This is a genomic window from Halosubterraneus shenae (assembly GCF_050510935.1).
Taxonomy (GTDB): Archaea; Halobacteriota; Halobacteria; order Halobacteriales; family Haloferacaceae; genus JBDGPU01.
Genome location: NZ_JBNLVO010000001.1, coordinates 600,279 through 617,006, shown reverse-complemented (window position 1 = coordinate 617,006; position 16,728 = coordinate 600,279). Strand labels below are relative to the sequence as shown.

Below are 16,728 nucleotides of genomic sequence, written 5' to 3'. Positions count from 1 at the left end.
TATGTCCGGTTCTCGTCGGTGGTGACACCACTAAGCATGCCTAGAAAGCCCCAGCCGCTGAGCGGTCGCGCTGCTCGCTGCGCGCCTCACCCGGCTCGCTCCCTCACTCCGTTCGGTCGCTCGCCGGGTTGCGGTGCTTACGTCGCAGGGCGTCCCGCGCAGCGGCTGCCCCTTTCAGTCCCACCCGAGAGTGGTGGCCGGACGTCGCTCGCGGCGGTTCTTCGGCGGGCGACGTTCGTCGGCTTTTCGGCGTGCGGAGCGGGGTAGTCGGCGCGCGCGAGCAACGCGTGCGAGGGAGGGCGGGGCGCGCCGATGCGGTGCGGAGCCGGCGCGCCCCCGGCCGAGGCTGGGGAGGACTGAGGAATTGCGGGTGCTGGGCGGTCGCGGTGCGGTCGCGGTGCGGTTGAGGCGCGGTCGCGGTTGCCGTGCGGTCCTGGCGGACTGAAAGGGCGACGGCCGCTCTCGTGAGCGTAGCGAACGAGACCATGGAAGTCGCAGCCCGGCAGCCCGCTACTGCAGGCAGCCCGGAACGTCTTCCAGTGGTCGCGCCGTAGGGGAGTCGCTGAGTCGACCTCTATCTGGACCGGGCGGTGCTGAGAGGTCCAGATATGTCGCTCAGCGACCGCGAGCGGCCGAGGGCTTTCGAGGTGTCTGCGGTGCTGTCGAGAGCAAGACCGTATCATCTGTCCGAACCTGTTTATAAGCAAGAGCGGCCGAGGGCGTTCGAGAAGTTGCCGTTGCTATCAGGCTCAGCAGCGTCTATCTCGAGAAAACCGGATAAAGTCGCGACGCCAACTACAGAGCCCGTCGATCAAAAGACCTCTATCTCAATGAATCAGGGCCAGTCGTCACGCGACGACTCCTCGACGGTCTCCTCCTCCTCGGGCGTGGCCTTCGTCCACCCGGCCGCCTCCGCCGCATCGTCGACGTGGAGGAACTCCCAGCCGATCGACTCCGCGAGCGCCTCGTCGTCCTCGTCGGTGCCGACGAAGACGTGCCGCTCCGTGTCGAACTGCTCTTTGATGTTCTCGAGGCTCTCCTCGACGCCGCGCGGGCCCGAGAAGAAGTCCTGTCGAACGCGGTGCTTCCGGGTGAAGTTCGTCACGACGTACGTTGGTTTCTCGGAGACGACGCCGACGTACTCGGTCCACTGGCGGGCGCCGTTGAACACCTCGTTGGGGTCCGCCAGCGCCTTCAGTGCCTCCAGTTCGAACGCCAACGTCATGTCGCCGGATCCGCCGCTGTCCATACGCGTCATACCCGACCGCCGCCGAAAACGGCTTCGTTTCACCGGTCGAAGAGGATGGCCCCGGAACGCGACGGCTTCCGAGTGAACCGCTCTGGAGAAGATTGGGTCGGCCGCGTCGGCACCGCAGTCGCGACGGCGTCGCGGTCGCGACGGCACCGGGCCGCGTCGGCGCGGAGACTACTGCTCGCTCTTCGCCGCGAGATCGTCGACGGCGAACCCGTCCTGCATGAGGATGTCCTTCTGGTCAGCAACGTGCCGCTCCTCGCGCATGAGCTGCTTGTAGGCGGACTGCGGTGCGAGGTCGCCGATGAGGACGCCGCCGACGATCTTGCCGTCCTTCAGCGCGATCCGCCGCCACTCGCCCTCACCGGTCGTTGCCTCGACGGAGTCGTCGCCGAGGGTCGGGTGGCCAAAGGAGAGGAACGGGAAGTCGAAGTGCGTGATGGAGTACGAGGAGACCCAGCGGAACTCCTCGCTACCGTAGTCGACCATGTTCTTCGCGGCGACAGTGCCCTGCTCCTTCGCGGAGCCCCAGGCGCCGTTCTGGGCGCGCTCGCCGAGGATGACGTCGTGGAACTCCGTGATGTCGCCGGCCGCGAACACGTTGTCGACGTTCGTCTGCATGTACTCGTCGACGACGATCCCGTCGTCCGTTTCGATGGGGGTGTCGTCGACGATCTCGGTGTTGAAGTCGAGGCCGATGGCGACGCCGGCGAAGTCGCACTCGTAGGACTCGCCGTGGGGGTCGACGGCGTGGGTGACGTGGCCGTCGTCGTCGGTCTCGAAGCGCGCGACGCCGGAGTCGAAGACGGGCTCGACGCCGCGCTCGCGCATCGCGTCGTGCATGATCTCGGCGCCCTCCTCGGAGAGCGCGTAGCGCCACCAGGAGTTACCGCGCATGAGGTACTTCGCCTCGACGTCCTGTGCGCCGCAGATAGCCGCGAAGTCGATGCCGAGGAGCCCGGCGCCGACGATGACGCCCTTGTCGGCGTCCTCGACGCTCTCGCGGATCGCGCGGGCGTCCTGGAACGTCCAGAAGTGGTGGACGCCCTCCGCGTCGGAGTGGTCGACCGGGAGCTGCTGGGGCGTCCCGCCGATGGCCAGCAGGAGCTTGTCGTAGCCGAAGGTCTCGTCCTCGTGGGTCGTCACTTCGTCGGCGTCGACGTCGATGTCGGTGACGAGCGTGTTGAGTCGGAGGTCGATGTCCCGCTCGTCGTACCAGTCCTCGTCGTGGATCGAGATAGGCGCCTCGGGCAGTTTGCCCTTGGCGTACTCCTTGATGAGAATGCGATTGTAGAGGGCTTCCCCCTCGTCCGTAATGACGGTGATCTCGGCGTCCGGGCGTTCCTCCCGGAGCGTTTCCGCGGCCGAGGACCCCGCGACCCCGTCGCCGATGATCACGTACGACTCTGTCATAATCGGCCGTTCGGGTTCGGGGTTAATGTGGATTGCTATCCACGTAAGCAACAGAAATAACTGGTAGGAAGTCCAAAGCGCGCGATTTTCGAAGAATCGTTGATCCAAAAGTGGGCTCGGTGGTGATCTCGAACTTCCCTCGGGTCCACGAGGACGCTCACTTTCCGGTCCCACATTCACCATCGTCGACGGCGGGGGTCGTCGCTGGTGGCTTTCGCGTCGACGGACGCCCGGTGGCTCGCTCTCCTCGCGGTCGCGCGAACGCGCGCGTGTCCGCACCCTTGAAGGGTGTTCGGCCCTTACGCGTTTGCATGAAGATCCGTCAGAACCTGCGTCACTGGGCCGCGAAGAACGCGCTGACGACGCCGGTCATCGGCGACCTCGCGCACGACAAGCTGGTCGACATGCACACGACCATCTTCCTCAACAAGGCGGACGAGCCGCACCGCGAGGACCGCCGCGACCACCTCGACGACTTCTTCGACGCGACGATGGACACGTACGTCGCCGCGCTCCAGGCCGGCTACACCGAGGCCGAGGCCCGCGAGATCACCCACATCCAGGCCGGCTTCGACTTCTTCAACCACGGCTGGACCGAGATGATGGAGATCCCCGGCGACGAGATCGAGGAGCACTACCGCCGCTACGAGGACTTCTTCAAGAACCACGACATCACCATCGACGACCCGCTCGGCGACTTCCGCCCCGCCGGCGGCATCGCCGACGCCCCCGATACGCCCGAGAAGCTCGAGGAGCCCAAGTACGAGAACGCCGTCGCCGGCTTCGCGGACGACGTCTACGTCGAGACCGAGGACGGCGAGATGCTCGTCGGCGAGGGCGCCGAGGAGCCCGAGCAGGTCGACCCGAGCGACTCGCCCGGCCTCGACGGCGACGAGGAACCCCAGCCGAGCTAGTTCGGGTCGTTTCGGGCACACGACGCCGAACGGGCAGTGGCGCAGGACTGACGACGGGTGATTTGGACGGCTTCGGCACCGGTTTTCTGCACGGGTCCCCCCGACGTCGGTGTGTCGAACTCGCGTATCTCGAAGCCCTTACCCATGAACACTGCCCAGACTGTTCTATGAGCGAAACGCGCGTCGAGTGGCGCGAGTGGGGGGAAGCGGCGTTCGCCGAGGCGCGCGAGCGCGACTGCCCGGTCCTGCTCGCGCTCACGGCGACGTGGTGTGACGACTGTCACGAGATGGCGGCGAAGACGTACGGCGAGCCGCGCATCGCCGCCAACGTCAACCAGGACTTCGTGCCGGTGCGCGCCGACGTCGACCGCCACCCGCGCGTTCGGGAGCGGTACAACATGGGCGGGTTCCCCTCCACCGTCTTCCTGACGCCCGCGGGCGAGCTGCTGACGGGCGCCGGCTACCTCGGCCCCGACGGGATGCGCCAGGTGCTCTCCTCGGTCCGCGAGCTGTGGGCCGACAAGGGCGCCGACGCCGGGCGCGTCCCCCGCGCGCTCGCCGGCGAGCTGCCGCCGTCCGGCGAGGTCAGCGAGGCCATCGAGGAGCACTTCGTCGGCCAGCTCGACCTGAAGTACGACGAGGAGCACGCCGGGTGGGGTGACGACGCCAAGTTCCCGCTCGCGCCGACCATCGAGTTCGCGCTGAAGCGCGACCGCGACCAGGCGCTCCGCACGCTCGACGCCATCCGCGACCACCTCGCGGACGACGTCGCCGGCGGGTTCTTCCGTTTCGCCGGGAGCCGCGACTGGGGTGACGTCCACTACGAGAAAACGCTCGACCTGAACGCCGCGCTCCTGCGCGCGTTCGCGAACGCCTACCTCTACACGGGCGACGAGGTGTACGAGGCCCCCGCGAGCGACGCGGTCGAGTTCCTCACCGACGACCTCTGGACGGGCGTCGCCGTCGGCGGCAGCCTCGGACCCGGCGCCGGGCAGGCCTACTACGCGAAGGACGCCGCGGGTCGTGCCGACGCGGACACTGACCAGCCGCGCGAGGACCTCACCGTCTTCGCCGGCGGCAACGCGCTCGCGGCCGACGCGCTGCTCGCGTACCACGCCTACACCGACGACGAGCGCGCCGGCGAGTACGCCGAGCGGATCCTCGCGGCGCTCGAACGCGACCTCGTCGACGCCGACACCGGCGACGTGACCCACTTCCGCGCCGCCAGCGGCGGCACGGACGGGGAGACGAACCTGCTGGAGGACGCCGCCCGCGTCGTGGGGGCGTTCACCCGTGCCGCAGGCGTACTCGGTGAGGGGGCCGACGTCGCGACCGCCGTCGCGGACCGCGCCATCGACGAGCTGCGCGTCGACGGCACGTTCGTCGACGGACCGCGCGAGGGCCCCGCCCTGCTCGACCGACCCTTCCGCCCGCTCGACGGCAACGTCGAGATGGCCCACGCATTACTGGACCTCTCGCTCGTCACCGGCGAGGACCGCTACCGGCGGGTCGCCGCGGAGACGGCCGCCGGCTTCGCCGGTGCCTCCGACCGGTTCGGCGTGCAGGTCGCGGGCTACGGCTCGCTCGTCGGCCGCCTCACGCGCGGCACGACGGTCGTGCTCGTCGGCGCGGCGCCCGGCAGCGACCTCCACCGCGCCGCGTGGCGCGTCGCGGACCACGAGAAGGTCGTCGTCCCGAACGCCCACCGCGAGGACGCGCCGACGCCCCGAACCGTCGACGAGGGCACCGCCGTCGTCGCCATCGCCGGAAAGGAGGCTGGTGAGGAGGACGGAGTCGACCCCGAGGTCGCCGTCTCGGAGCCGGCGACCACGCCGGACGAGTTGATGGCTCGCGTCGGCGACGTGCTATAGCCCGCCCCGAGTGCTGTTGGCCGCCTCGAGTGCTGTTGGCCGCCTCGAGTGCTGTTGGCCGTCTCGGCTGCCGTTGCTCGTCTCGAGTGCTCGTGCATCCGGCGCGTAAACCTCCGGTGCGTTTATAGTGGCTCCTCGGCACGGACTGGTATGGCCACGCTGCGCGACCTGGGGCTCTCCGAGTACGAGGCGGGCGCCTACCGGGCATTGCTGCGAACCGGGCCGACGACCGCGAAGGACCTCTCGCGGGCGAGTGAGGTCCCGATGGGACGGATCTACGACGTGCTCAACAGCCTGGAGCAGCACGACCTCGTGCGGTCACAGGCGGCCAGCCGGCCGAAGAAGTACGTCGCCGTCGAGCCGGACGCCGCCCTCGACCGCTTGCTCGAGCAGCGGAAGAGCGAGCTGGAGGCCCAGGCGGAGCAGTACGAGTCCGTCGTCGACGAGCTGTCGACCGAGCTCGACGCGAGCGACCCGGTCGACGAGCAGTTCTGGACGGCCGCCGTCGGCGCCGAGGAGACGACGGCCCTGCTCATCGAGCGCATCGAGGCGGCCCAGCAGTCGGTCGTCCTCGTCGCCGGCGAGCCCTCCGCCGGGTTCGACCTCGCGACCATCGGCGACGAGGTGACCCGGGCGCTGGAGGACGCGCTCGACCGCGGGGTCGAGGTCAAGGTGCTGCTCTCGCCGACGATGGTCGACACGCTCCCGCGAAGCGTCGGGCGTCGCTACACCGCGCACCTCTCGGGGCACGACCGGTTCGAGGTCCGGACCGCCGAGGGCGTCGACGGTACGTTCAACCTGTTCGACGGCGTCGAGGTCTGCATCGAGGTGCCGCATCCGCTCTCGACCGGCGAGCCGTTCGGCATGATCGACCTGAAGGACCCCGAGTTCACCGCCCAGGTGCGCGAGCAGTTCGAGCCCTGGTGGGAGGCGGCGGAGCCGCTCGAGATCTCCTGATCGCCTCCGCTTTTCGGTCGGCCGTAGTCGTCGCGAGCGGTGTCGGCAGCGATGACGAAAAGCGCCGAAGTCGTTTAAAAGAGAGATCCTGCGTCAGTCCTGCCCGGTGACTTCCTCGCGGAGCTGGCCCATCGTGAGCTCGCGCTCGGCGTGGGCGTTGTGCTCGTGGATGGACTCATCGTTCGACTGGACCATCTTGATGACGGCGTCGTCGGCGAGGTGGTCGAACTGCTCGACGGTGTCCTCGGCGAGCGACCGGACGCAGTCCTCGACGAACTTGGCGTTCGCGTGCGACTGGTAGGTCATGTGGTCCTCGTCCGGGCGTTTGGCCATGTTGTAGATGCGGGCGCTCATGGCGTCGCGTGCGATGTCGATGATGTCGCCGAGGTCGACGTCCGGGTCGCCGTCGGCGGTGACGGTCAGCGTGGCGTGGCCGCGCTGGGAGTGGCCCGGCTGCGGGACGGCGTCGAGGAACTCCTCGGTCGTCTCCTCGTCGACGCCGAGCTCGTCGAGCTTCTCGCGGGCGCGCGCCTCGCTCATCCCCTGCGAGCAGGGACAGACGGTCATCCCCGTCACCTCGGCGCCGATCTCCTCGCGGGTGCCGTCCTCGGTCGCCGTCGCGGAGGCGATGATCGTCGCCGTGTTCTGGGTCTGGCGGCCGGAGGCGGGCGTCTCCTCCTTCGTGATGAGGTCGGCCTCCATCTCGACGACGGCCTCGGTCGTGTAGTCGTGTTTCGCCAGGAGCTTCTCGGCGGCGTCGCCGCAGACGTCCTCGACGCGGTAGGCCTCCTCGCGGGTGATCTCCTCGAGGATCTCGTCGATCGTCTCCATGTTCCGGGACATGTCGATGCCCTTGCGCCCGCTCGGGAGGTCGACGTACACCTCGAACTCGGCCATGAGGACGATGGGGCGCTTCTCCTCGCGGGCGAGTTTGACGAGCTTCTGCACGCCGGTGACGCCGACCTGCGACAGACCGACGGCGACGTCCGGGCTGGACGCCTGTACGTCGGGCAGCTGATGGCTCATTATATAGAGGTTGGGGTACGCGAGATTAGGACTTTCGGTAGGCCAACGAACGTCGCTGCCCCGGATTTCGCCGTCGCCGGTCATCACCGGCTCGCGGCCATGATCGCGACCCGCTCCGCCGTCGTCGCGAGCCGCTCTCACACCGGCCCACGAACGACAACGGTTTTTACGCGCCTCCGCCGAGAGGGAATATGTTGTTAACAGTCTCTGGCCCGCCTGGCAGCGGGAAGAGCACGAACGCCGCAGGACTCGCCGAGGAACTCGGTCTCGAGCATATCAGCGGCGGCGACATCTTCCGCGAGATGGCCGCCGAGAACGAGATGACCCCCGTCGAGTTCAACGAGTACGCGGAGGAGAACGAGGACATCGACCGCGAACTCGACGAGCGACTCTACGAGATCGCGACGTCCCGGGACGACGTCGTGCTGGAATCCCGCCTGGCCGGCTGGCTCGCGGGCGACCACGCCGACTTCCGGATCTGGTTCGACGCTCCCCTCCAGGTGCGCGCCAAGCGCATCGCCGACCGCGAGGGGAAGTCCGTCGACGTCGCCCTCGAGGAGACGAAACGCCGGGAGGAAAGCGAGAAGAAGCGCTATATGGAGTACTACAACATCCCTATCGAGGATCTGTCCATCTACGACGTCGTCTACAACACGGCGCGCTGGCAGGAGGACGCCTTCCTCGACGCGCTCGTCGACACCGTCCAGGCGTACGACCCGCAGTTCGACGAGGGGAAGTACCCGGTCGAAGGCGTGACCTACGAGTTTTAACCGTCGCCCCCGAGGGATCCATTCGTGACCACCGACGCCGACCCCGAGCAGTCGCCCGCGACCGCCACCGACAGGTCCGGAGCGGACGCTGGCGCCGACGCGGGTAATGACTCGGACGCGACACCGACCGAGGACCCGATCCGCGCGCCGCCGGACGAGCGCGACCCCGCAGCCCTTCTCCGGTTCGGCGTCGTCAACCTCGACAAGCCGCCGGGTCCCTCCTCCCACCAGGTGTCAGCGTGGCTTCGCGACGAGGTCAACGACGCGCTGGCGACGCTTTCCCCGGACGGCCCCGGGATCGACGGCGTCGCACACGCCGGCACGCTCGACCCGAAGGTAACCGGCTGTCTCCCCACTCTCACGGGGACCGCCACCCGCGCCGCGCAGGCGTTCCTCGAAGGGAACAAGGAGTACGTCTCGGTCCTCGAGCTCCACGATACGCCGCCGGCCGACTTCCACGACGTCGTCAGCGAGTTCGAGGGCGAGATCTACCAGAAGCCGCCGAAGAAGAGCGCCGTGAGCCGGCGCCTCCGGACCCGCGAGATCTTCGAGCTGGACGTGCTCGAAGTCGACGACCGGCAGGCGCTGCTCCGGATCGGCTGTGAGTCCGGCACCTACATCCGGAAGCTCTGTCACGACCTGGGGCTCGCCTGCGGCACCGGCGCGCACATGGGCGACCTGCGGCGCACCGCGACCGACCCCTTCGACGACACCGACCTCCACACGCTGGAGGACCTCTGGGACGCCCTCGCCTGGGCGCGCGAGGGCGAAGCCGACTACCTCCGGGAGGTCGTCCGCCCCGCAGAGGACGCCTTGACCCACCTGCCGAGCGTCACCATCGCACCCTCCGCGGCCCGCGAGGTCGCCACCGGCGCCCAGGTGTACGCCCCGGGCGTCATCGAGCTCGACGACGCCGCCCGCGACCTGCTCGACGCGGACGGGACCCCGACAGCCGAGGCCGACGACACGCTCGTCGCCTGCTACGTCCCGAACGGCAGCGTCGTCTGCATCGGCCGGCTGGTCGGCGACCCCGACGCCGAGAGCGGGACGGTCGTCTCGCTCGAGCGCGTCCTGCTCTGAGGCCGCTGCTCGCGCTCTCCACGAGTCGCAGCCGGCCACGAACCGGCGTCGACGGCCGCAACCCGGCCACCTTTTAAATCGGATGCCGCACGAGCACCCATGCAACTCGGCACTGCGGACGCAGCTCCTGGCGAGCTCGCGCGCGGCTGGCTGAGCGTCACGGGCCTCCCGACCGGCGGCGCGGAGCGGCTCCCGGCCGTCATCGCCAACGGCGAAGAAGACGGTCCGACGCTGTGGCTCACGGGCGGCGTCCACGGCGACGAGGCGACGGGCGTGGCCGTCGCGCAGGACGCCATGCGCGAGGATCTCCCCGAGCGTCTGGCCGGCGCCGTCGTCTGCGTCCCGGTCGTCTCCCCCGCGGGCCTCCGGCGCAACGCGCGGCACACCTACTACGACGACGAGGACCCGAACCGGTACTTCCCGGGCGTGGACGGTGGCGGAGACGGCGAAGGCAACGGCGACGGCACCGACGCGAACCGGCCGCCCAACGTCCAGGAGCGCATCGACGAGCGCCTCTACCGGGCCATCGTCGACGGGCGCGTCGAGGCCGCCGCCGATTCAGAAGACGCGGAGCAGGACCCGGCCGTCGCCGCCGACGCACTGATCGACCTCCACACCGCGGGCGTCGGCTCCGAGCCGTTCGCGATCCGGGACCGCGTGCTCTACGGCGAGCAGCGCGACGAGGCCGAAGCCGAGGGACTTGCGAACGACCTCGCCGCCCTCGTCGAGGCGTTCGGCTTCCCCATCCTGACCGAGTACCCCGCCGAGGAGTACCTCGACCAGCAGCTCCAGCGCTCCACCGCCGGCGCCGTGCTGAACAAGGGCGGCGTCCCGGCCTTTACCGTCGAGCTCGGCGCCCACAGCGTCGTCGAGGAGGACACCCGCGCGGGCGGCGTGGCGGGCGTCTACGGCGTCCTGACGGAACTCGACATGCTCGCCGCGGGCGACGTGCCGGACGACGTGAGCGACCCCGGCGCGGACGTCCCCGACGCCCCGGTCGACTTTCCGGTCCGTCGCTATCGCGGGCCTTACACCGACACGCCGGGGCTCGTCCGCCACCGCGTCAGCGCCGGCGACGTGGTCGAAGCCGGCGAGGTCGTCGCTGACGTAGTGAGCCCAACTGGCGCCCAGCGCGACACCGTCGCCGTCGACCACGACGGCTACGTCATCGGGCGCAAGGAGGGCCTCGCGGCCTACGAGGGCGACGCCGTTGCGAGCCTGGCGGTGCGGGACGAGGACGACCTCGTCGTCCCCCGCGAGGAGGACTGAGCCCGGCGTCGGGGACGGCGTGGGGTTGGGTGCCAGTCCGGGGCGCGAAACGAAGGCCTTAATTGAGTTTCTCTCGTTTGTTCTGATGCAAGCGGGACCGTGGGGTAGTGGTATCCTATGCGGATGGGGTCCGTATGACCTGAGTTCGACTCTCGGCGGTCCCACTCCATTTGCTACGTGAAGTTAGAGTGTCTAGCAGCGCGTTCATCAACTAGTGTGTTTCAGTCGCTGGAAGGTGGTTTAATAATACATCAGCGGAACAACTTGTTATGGGCGTCGTACGAAGAGAGGGGGACTGGCGGCTGGAAAAGGTGAGCGAGGGGGTTTACGAGATAACCTACGATAGGGAGCCCCAGATGAAAGTGATCACCCCAGACTACACGCCTGATCCTCTCAACGACGAGCGGCAAGACCTCATGATCGACGTACGGGAAGTCGACTCAAAACGTGATGCGAAGAAACTATTCCGGGAAGTAGCGTCCGGAGGGCCGCCGACCGCTGGGTTCAATCTCGGCAGTACTCCGTCAACCGGCACCGGAACCTCTCCCACAGCCGGGGGTGGTGAGCTGGAGAATGTTCCGAATATAGCAGTGATCTCGGTTTTCCTATTCGTCGGCGGATATGTGATATATAACGTTGGACTCGATCTGTCAGCGCCGAGTTTTCTGTTCGGATTGCTGCTCGTCGGTGTCTCAGTGGCCGCAACCGGATGGGCCTGGTTACTATACAGAACGAAAGGGATCGACTCCATGATAGCGTTTTTATTTGCTACTTCTTCGGATTCTGGATCCGGTGAATAACCCAATTCCGATCAAAAGCATATCGAAAGGCGCCGCCTGCGTCCGAAAAAGCCGACACTATCTATTCCTCGACAGAGCGAGACAGCAGTGTGACTGGTACGAGATACCTCCCGACGCTTCCGAATTTCATCAATTCGGGCTCCGTAGTGAAGACTGGCTGAACGATTCGCTGCACCTCATCGTTCCGTGTTCTAATTGAGAGAATAAGGCTGATAGCGGGGCTATACCGTGTTCGCAACTCACTGCCTGAGTTGAACCAATTTTCCCGGCGGCCTGAGTGACGTACTGTGACCGACCATAGCTCACTCGTGAACCGCGTTCTCCGCCCGCCGAATCACGTCCCGAATAGCCAGCCCGGTCTCCGCCGCCACCGAAGCCGCGTCGTCGTACTCGGCGCTCACGTCGTAGACCTCGCCCTCGGTCGTCGACGCGATCTTCACCTCCACGTCGAACTCCCGACCATCAATCTCCAGCGTTGCCGTCTCGAACTCCCGTTCCGCGATCCAGCGGTGCCGCGCGCCGGCCTCGCGGACCCCGAGCGTGCCCGTCTCCCGGGCGAGCCGCTCCGCGACGGCCTCGGCGTCGCCCGGCTTGCAGATGACCTTCACGAGGTGGCCCGGGCGGGCCTTCTTCATCGTCGTCGGGACGATCGTCACGTCGAACGCGCCCGCCTTTTTAAGCGTCTCCTGGAGGCCGCCGAGGACCTCCGGAGCCGCGTCGTCGAGGTTGGTTTCGAGGACGGCGACGTCGTCGCGGACGAGGCTGCCGTCCCCGGAGTCGGCGTGTGTGTCGTGACCGTGGCCGTGGCCGCCGTGGTCTCCGCCCCCTCCGTGCTCGTGTCCTCCGTGCCCGTGCCCATGGCCACCGTGGCCGTGTTCGTGCTCTCCGTGCTCGTGCCCGTCGTGACCGCCCTCAACCGCGTCCTCGTCGCCCTCGTCGACAGATTCCCCGCGCGTCACGCGGATCACGTTCGGATGCTCGGGGAAGGACTTCCGGCCCGCGCCGTAGCCGGAGGCCTCGACGGTCAGCGACGGCAACTCGGTTACCTGCTCGGCGACGCCACCGAGGATCGCGGCGCCGGTCGGCGTCAGGAGCTCGCTCTCGACCGGGCCGCCGTGGAGCGTGAGGCCGGCGCGCTCCGCGACCTCGACGACGGCGGGCGTCGGGACCGGGTAGACGCCGTGGCTCATCTCGACTTCGCCGCCGCCCGTCGCGAGCGGAGTGGTCACCACGCGGTCGACGTCGAGGTCGTGGAGGAGGAGACACGCCCCGACGACGTCCGCGATGGCGTCGTCCGCGCCGACCTCGTGGAAGTGCGTCTCCGAGAGGTCCGTGCCGTGAACCGCGGCCTCGGCCTCACCGAGGAGCTCGAAGACGGCGAGCGCGTTGGTCTCGACCGACTCCGGAAGCGGCATGGACTCGACGACCTCGACGACCTCCGGATACGTGCGGTGGACGCCGGCGCCCTCGGCGTGCTCGTGTTCGTGGCCCTCGTGTTCGTGGCCGTCGTGGTCGTGACCGTCGTCGTGTAAGTGGTCGTGTCTGGAGTCCGAGTGGTTGTGGCCTGCGTGGTCGTGGCTGTGTTCCTCGCCGTCGTCGCCGTCGACGCCCGAGGCGCCCCCCTCGCCGCCGTCGAGGACGACGTCGACCGTCGTCGCCCGGATCCCGTTTTTGGTTGTGGTCCCGACCTCGTAGGCGACGGGGAGGGCGTCCTCGACGGGCGCGAGCACGTCGGGGTCGGCGCCGGCCGCGATCAACCCGGCACAGATCATGTCGCCAGCGGCGCCAGTCCGACCGTCGAACGCGAGCGTCTGCATACGAACCCCTTGGCTGCCGAGGATAAAGGAACTGCCTCTCGCGGCGGCCGCGACGGCGCCGGCGACAGCGTCGGCGACGGGGCAGGCGACGGTAACAGCGCCAGCGTCGGCGACGACACCAGCGACGGCGACCTACCGATCCCGACTGGCGAGTGCTCGTCTGGTTGTGGTTCCGGAGCAATTCCGGCGGCAGCGACGGGGTTTTGTATCCCGTGGGCTAATCATGGTATAGAATGGCACATCCACCGGCATCTCCTGCGGAATCGGTGGGCGAGCGTCCCACCGGACCTGTCGGAGCAACAAACTTATCCCCCGAAACGGCGGAGATAAGCATAATCCCCGCGAGTAAATTATGAACGAAGTTCAACTCGAAGTGGCGAAGGCGTACCCGAACGACTCGGGTCGCGGCATCGCCCGACTCGACCCCGACACGCTGTTACACCTCAAGCTGTCGCCGGGCGACATCATCGAGATCGAAGGCGCGGAGACGACGGCCGCGAAGGTGTGGCGCGCCGACCGGCAGGACTGGAACACCGACACCGTCCGCATCGACGGCTTCACGCGCCAGAACGCTGACGTGGGCATCGGCGAGCGCGTCACCATCCGCAAAGCGGAGGCGGAGACGGCCGACAAGCTCGTGCTGGCCCCGCCGGAGGAGGCGTCCGTCCAGTTCGGCTCGGACGCCGCCGGCATGGTCAAGCGCCAGATCCTCAAGCGGCCGGTCGTCGAACGCGACATCGTGCCGGTGATGTCGTCGACGAACCACCCGTTCATGCGGTCGCCCGGGCAGGCGATCCCGCTCATCGCGGTGGAAACCGAGCCGAACGGCGTCTGCATGATCACCGAGGACACCGACGTCGAGCTCCGCGAGGAGCCCATCTCCGGCTTCGAGAAGGCCGGCGGCGGGATCACCTACGAGGACATCGGCGGCCTCTCGAAGGAGATCCAGCGCGTCCGCGAGATGGTCGAGCTGCCGATGAAACACCCCCAGATCTTCAAGAAGCTCGGCATCGAGCCGCCGAAGGGGGTGCTGCTCCACGGGCCGCCCGGCACCGGGAAGACGCTGTTAGCGAAGGCCGTCGCCAACGAGACGTCGGCGTCGTTCTTCTCCATCGCCGGCCCGGAGATCATCTCGAAGTACTACGGCGAGTCGGAGCAGCAGCTCCGGGAGATCTTCGAGGACGCGACGGAGGAGTCGCCCTCGATCATCTTCATCGACGAGCTCGACTCGATCGCGCCGAAACGGGAGGACGTGACGGGCGAGGTCGAGCGCCGTGTCGTCGCCCAGCTCCTGACGATGATGGACGGGCTGGAGACGCGCGGGCAGGTCGTCGTCATCGCCGCGACGAACCGCGTCGACTCCGTCGACCCCGCGCTCCGGCGTCCCGGACGCTTCGACCGCGAGATCGAGATCGGCGTCCCCGACGAGACGGGCCGCAGGGAGATCCTCCAGATCCACACCCGGGGCATGCCGCTCTCGGACGACGTCGACCTCGGCGGCCTCGCGGACGAGACCCACGGCTTCGTCGGCGCCGACATCGAGAGCCTCACGAAGGAGGCCGCGATGAAGGCGCTGCGGCGCTACCTCCCCGAGATCGACCTCGACGAGGAGGACATCCCGCCGAGCCTCATCGACCGGATGATCGTCAAGCGGAACGACTTCAACGGCGCGCTCAACGAGGTGGAGCCGAGCGCGTTACGTGAGGTGCTCGTCGAGCTCCCGAAGATCTCCTGGAGCGACGTCGGCGGCCTCGACGACGCCAAACAGCAGGTGAAGGAGTCGATCGAGTGGCCCCTCTCCGACCCCGAGAAGTTCGAGCGGATGGGCGTCGAGGCCCCGAAGGGCGTGCTGCTGTACGGCCCGCCCGGCACCGGGAAGACGCTCATGGCGAAGGCGGTCGCCAACGAGACGAACGCCAACTTCATCTCCGTCAGGGGCCCACAGCTCCTCTCGAAGTGGGTCGGCGAGTCGGAGAAGGCGATCCGGCAGACCTTCCGCAAGGCGCGGCAGGTGTCGCCGACGGTCGTCTTCTTCGACGAGCTCGACTCGCTCGCCCCCGCCCGCGGGCAGGAGCAGGGGAACAACGTCTCCGAGCGCGTCGTCAACCAGCTCCTCACGGAGCTGGACGGCCTCGAGGAGATGGGCGAAGTGATGGTCATCGGCGCGACCAACCGCCCGGACATGATCGACCCCGCGCTGCTCCGCTCGGGCCGGTTCGACCGGCTCACCATGATCGGCCAGCCGGACGTCGAGGGCCGCGAGCAGATCCTCGAGATCCACACCGAGGACACGCCGCTCTCGCCGGACGTGAGTCTCCGCGAGATCGCGGAGATCACCGACGGCTACGTCGGCTCCGACCTCGAGAGCATCACGCGCGAGGCCGCCATCGAGGCGCTCCGCGACGACGACGACGCGCAGGAGGTCGAGATGAAGCACTTCCGGCGCGCGATGGAGTCCGTGCGCCCGACGATCACGGAGGACATCCTCGACTACTACGAGGACGTCGAGAAGCAGTTCAAGGGCGGCGGCGAGAAGCAGCTCGGCGAGGGCCGCGGCGGTCGCGTCGGCTTCCAGTAAGCCGACTCGCCGCGGAACGGTTTTTTAAGCAGTTCCCGCTCAGTCAGCCGGCCGCAGTTCCGGCAGGTTCGCCTCGATCTCCTCGCGCCGGTCCTCCAGCCATTCGGGGAGCACCAGCCGTTCGCCGAGCGCCTCCAGCTCCTCGTCGACGGTGTAGCCGGGCGACTTCGTGGCGAACTCGAAGAGGACGCCGGCGTGTTCGCGGGCGTACACCGACTTGAACCACTTGCGGTCGATGATCTCGGTCGGGCGAAGCCCGGCCTCCTGTAACACGTCGCGCCAGGCTTCCTGTTCGGCCTCGTCGACCTGGAACGCGACGTGGTGGACCGTCCCCGCACCGGGGCGTCCGCGCGGCGCGTGCGGGTCCTCCAGCAGGTCGACGGCGTAGCCGAGGTCACCGTCGGACTCAAACCGCTGCCGGTCGTGTTCGGACTCCGTCGCCTCGAAGCCCATCGTCTGCAGCAGCCCCGCGGTCTCGTCGGCGCTCGCGAGCGACAGCGTCACGCTGTGGAACCCGCGGATCGCGTGCTCGTCGGGCACCGGCCCGTCCGGCGGGTGGCCCTCGGGGGCGTCGTCGACCGCGACGAGCTCCAGCGGGAGGCCGTCGGGGTCCTCGAACGCGATGACCGTGTCGCCGAAGCGCTCCTCGGGCGCCGCGGCGTCGACACCTTCGGCCGCCAGCCGGTCGACCCAGTAGTCGACAGCCGAGTCCGGGATGAGGAACGCGACGGTGCTCGCCTGGCCGGTCCCGACCTGCCCCGGGCTGGCGTCGACGTACGGGAAGAAGGTCATGCTCGTCCCGGGCGAGCCCTGCTCGTCGCCGTAGAACAGGTGGTAGACGCCGACGTCGTCCTGGTTGACGCTCTGCTTGACGAGTCGGAGGCCGAGCGTCTCCGTGTAGAACTCGAGGTTCCGTGACGGGTCGCTGCCGATGGCGGTGACGTGATGGATACCTGGTGTCCTCATTCGTTCACTGCGGAG

The 16,728-nt window shown here is 68.1% G+C and carries 13 protein-coding genes and 1 tRNA gene; 9 read left to right on the top strand and 5 right to left on the bottom strand.

Going from position 1 to position 16,728, the window contains the following annotated elements; translation table 11 throughout:
* Positions 1-835: 835 nt before the first annotated feature.
* The gene (locus ACQE3M_RS02845) at positions 836-1,249 is read right to left on the bottom strand and encodes a DUF7124 domain-containing protein (RefSeq protein ID WP_430503953.1); all 414 of its coding nucleotides are present in this window, start codon (positions 1,247-1,249) and stop codon (positions 836-838) included.
* Positions 1,250-1,426: 177 nt separating this feature from the next.
* On the bottom strand, positions 1,427-2,665 hold the full coding sequence (locus ACQE3M_RS02840; RefSeq protein ID WP_430503952.1) for an NAD(P)/FAD-dependent oxidoreductase: 1,239 nt from the start codon (positions 2,663-2,665) through the stop codon (positions 1,427-1,429).
* Positions 2,666-2,976: 311 nt separating this feature from the next.
* On the opposite strand from ACQE3M_RS02840, the gene ACQE3M_RS02835 reads away from it, so the two are divergent.
* From ACQE3M_RS02835 to ACQE3M_RS02825, 3 genes are all read left to right on the top strand, one after another.
* Positions 2,977-3,579, top strand: coding sequence for a DUF6149 family protein (locus ACQE3M_RS02835; protein ID WP_430503951.1), 603 nt, complete (start codon positions 2,977-2,979; stop codon positions 3,577-3,579).
* Between the two features lie 167 nt (positions 3,580-3,746).
* Complete coding sequence (locus ACQE3M_RS02830) at positions 3,747-5,450, top strand: DUF255 domain-containing protein (protein ID WP_430503950.1); 1,704 nt, start codon at positions 3,747-3,749, stop codon at positions 5,448-5,450.
* A 150-nt stretch (positions 5,451-5,600) separates the two neighbouring features.
* Entirely contained in the window at positions 5,601-6,407 is an 807-nt protein-coding gene (locus tag ACQE3M_RS02825) for a TrmB family transcriptional regulator (RefSeq protein WP_430503949.1), read from the top strand.
* A gap of 93 nt (positions 6,408-6,500) precedes the next feature.
* Here the strand turns inward: ACQE3M_RS02825 and mptA are convergent, their stop codons facing one another.
* Positions 6,501-7,433 (bottom strand): GTP cyclohydrolase MptA, encoded by a 933-nt coding sequence (gene mptA / locus ACQE3M_RS02820; protein WP_430503948.1) that lies wholly within the window; start codon positions 7,431-7,433, stop codon positions 6,501-6,503.
* A 191-nt stretch (positions 7,434-7,624) separates the two neighbouring features.
* Here mptA and cmk point away from each other — a divergent pair, with 191 nt between their 5' ends.
* From cmk to ACQE3M_RS02795, 5 genes are all read left to right on the top strand, one after another.
* Positions 7,625-8,203, top strand: a complete 579-nt coding sequence (cmk, locus tag ACQE3M_RS02815; protein WP_430503947.1) for a (d)CMP kinase — start codon at positions 7,625-7,627, stop codon at positions 8,201-8,203.
* A 24-nt stretch (positions 8,204-8,227) separates the two neighbouring features.
* Positions 8,228-9,283, top strand: coding sequence for an RNA-guided pseudouridylation complex pseudouridine synthase subunit Cbf5 (locus ACQE3M_RS02810; protein ID WP_430503946.1), 1,056 nt, complete (start codon positions 8,228-8,230; stop codon positions 9,281-9,283).
* A gap of 99 nt (positions 9,284-9,382) precedes the next feature.
* The gene (locus ACQE3M_RS02805; RefSeq protein WP_430503945.1) at positions 9,383-10,552 is read left to right on the top strand and encodes a succinylglutamate desuccinylase/aspartoacylase family protein; all 1,170 of its coding nucleotides are present in this window, start codon (positions 9,383-9,385) and stop codon (positions 10,550-10,552) included.
* A 93-nt stretch (positions 10,553-10,645) separates the two neighbouring features.
* Positions 10,646-10,716: transfer RNA gene (locus ACQE3M_RS02800), tRNA-Pro, on the top strand.
* Positions 10,717-10,821: 105 nt separating this feature from the next.
* Positions 10,822-11,352 carry a hypothetical protein gene (locus tag ACQE3M_RS02795; protein ID WP_430503944.1) on the top strand — a complete coding sequence of 177 codons (531 nt, stop codon included), beginning with the start codon at positions 10,822-10,824 and terminating at the stop codon, positions 11,350-11,352.
* Between the two features lie 302 nt (positions 11,353-11,654).
* Here the strand turns inward: ACQE3M_RS02795 and larC are convergent, their stop codons facing one another.
* Complete coding sequence (gene larC / locus ACQE3M_RS02790) at positions 11,655-13,169, bottom strand: nickel pincer cofactor biosynthesis protein LarC (protein WP_430503943.1); 1,515 nt, start codon at positions 13,167-13,169, stop codon at positions 11,655-11,657.
* Between the two features lie 352 nt (positions 13,170-13,521).
* On the opposite strand from larC, the gene ACQE3M_RS02785 reads away from it, so the two are divergent.
* Complete coding sequence (locus ACQE3M_RS02785) at positions 13,522-15,747, top strand: CDC48 family AAA ATPase (protein ID WP_430503942.1); 2,226 nt, start codon at positions 13,522-13,524, stop codon at positions 15,745-15,747.
* Between the two features lie 39 nt (positions 15,748-15,786).
* Here ACQE3M_RS02785 and ACQE3M_RS02780 read toward each other — a convergent pair whose 3' ends face one another.
* Complete coding sequence (locus ACQE3M_RS02780) at positions 15,787-16,713, bottom strand: ring-cleaving dioxygenase (RefSeq protein WP_430503941.1); 927 nt, start codon at positions 16,711-16,713, stop codon at positions 15,787-15,789.
* Positions 16,714-16,728: the final 15 nt, after the last annotated feature.

Excerpts from the sequence above, each read along its gene's own strand:
- ACQE3M_RS02795 (WP_430503944.1), top strand. The coding sequence starts at position 10,822 with ATGGGCGTCGTACGAAGAGAGGGGGACTGGCGGCTGGAAAAGGTGAGC.
- ACQE3M_RS02830 (WP_430503950.1), top strand. The coding sequence starts at position 3,747 with ATGAGCGAAACGCGCGTCGAGTGGCGCGAGTGGGGGGAAGCGGCGTTC.
- mptA (WP_430503948.1), bottom strand. The coding sequence starts at position 7,433 with ATGAGCCATCAGCTGCCCGACGTACAGGCGTCCAGCCCGGACGTCGCC.
- ACQE3M_RS02840 (WP_430503952.1), bottom strand. The coding sequence starts at position 2,665 with ATGACAGAGTCGTACGTGATCATCGGCGACGGGGTCGCGGGGTCCTCG.
- cmk (WP_430503947.1), top strand. The coding sequence starts at position 7,625 with ATGTTGTTAACAGTCTCTGGCCCGCCTGGCAGCGGGAAGAGCACGAAC.
- ACQE3M_RS02845 (WP_430503953.1), bottom strand. The coding sequence starts at position 1,249 with ATGGACAGCGGCGGATCCGGCGACATGACGTTGGCGTTCGAACTGGAG.
- larC (WP_430503943.1), bottom strand. The coding sequence starts at position 13,169 with ATGCAGACGCTCGCGTTCGACGGTCGGACTGGCGCCGCTGGCGACATG.
- ACQE3M_RS02780 (WP_430503941.1), bottom strand. The coding sequence starts at position 16,713 with ATGAGGACACCAGGTATCCATCACGTCACCGCCATCGGCAGCGACCCG.
- ACQE3M_RS02805 (WP_430503945.1), top strand. The coding sequence starts at position 9,383 with ATGCAACTCGGCACTGCGGACGCAGCTCCTGGCGAGCTCGCGCGCGGC.
- ACQE3M_RS02835 (WP_430503951.1), top strand. The coding sequence starts at position 2,977 with ATGAAGATCCGTCAGAACCTGCGTCACTGGGCCGCGAAGAACGCGCTG.
- ACQE3M_RS02825 (WP_430503949.1), top strand. The coding sequence starts at position 5,601 with ATGGCCACGCTGCGCGACCTGGGGCTCTCCGAGTACGAGGCGGGCGCC.
- ACQE3M_RS02785 (WP_430503942.1), top strand. The coding sequence starts at position 13,522 with ATGAACGAAGTTCAACTCGAAGTGGCGAAGGCGTACCCGAACGACTCG.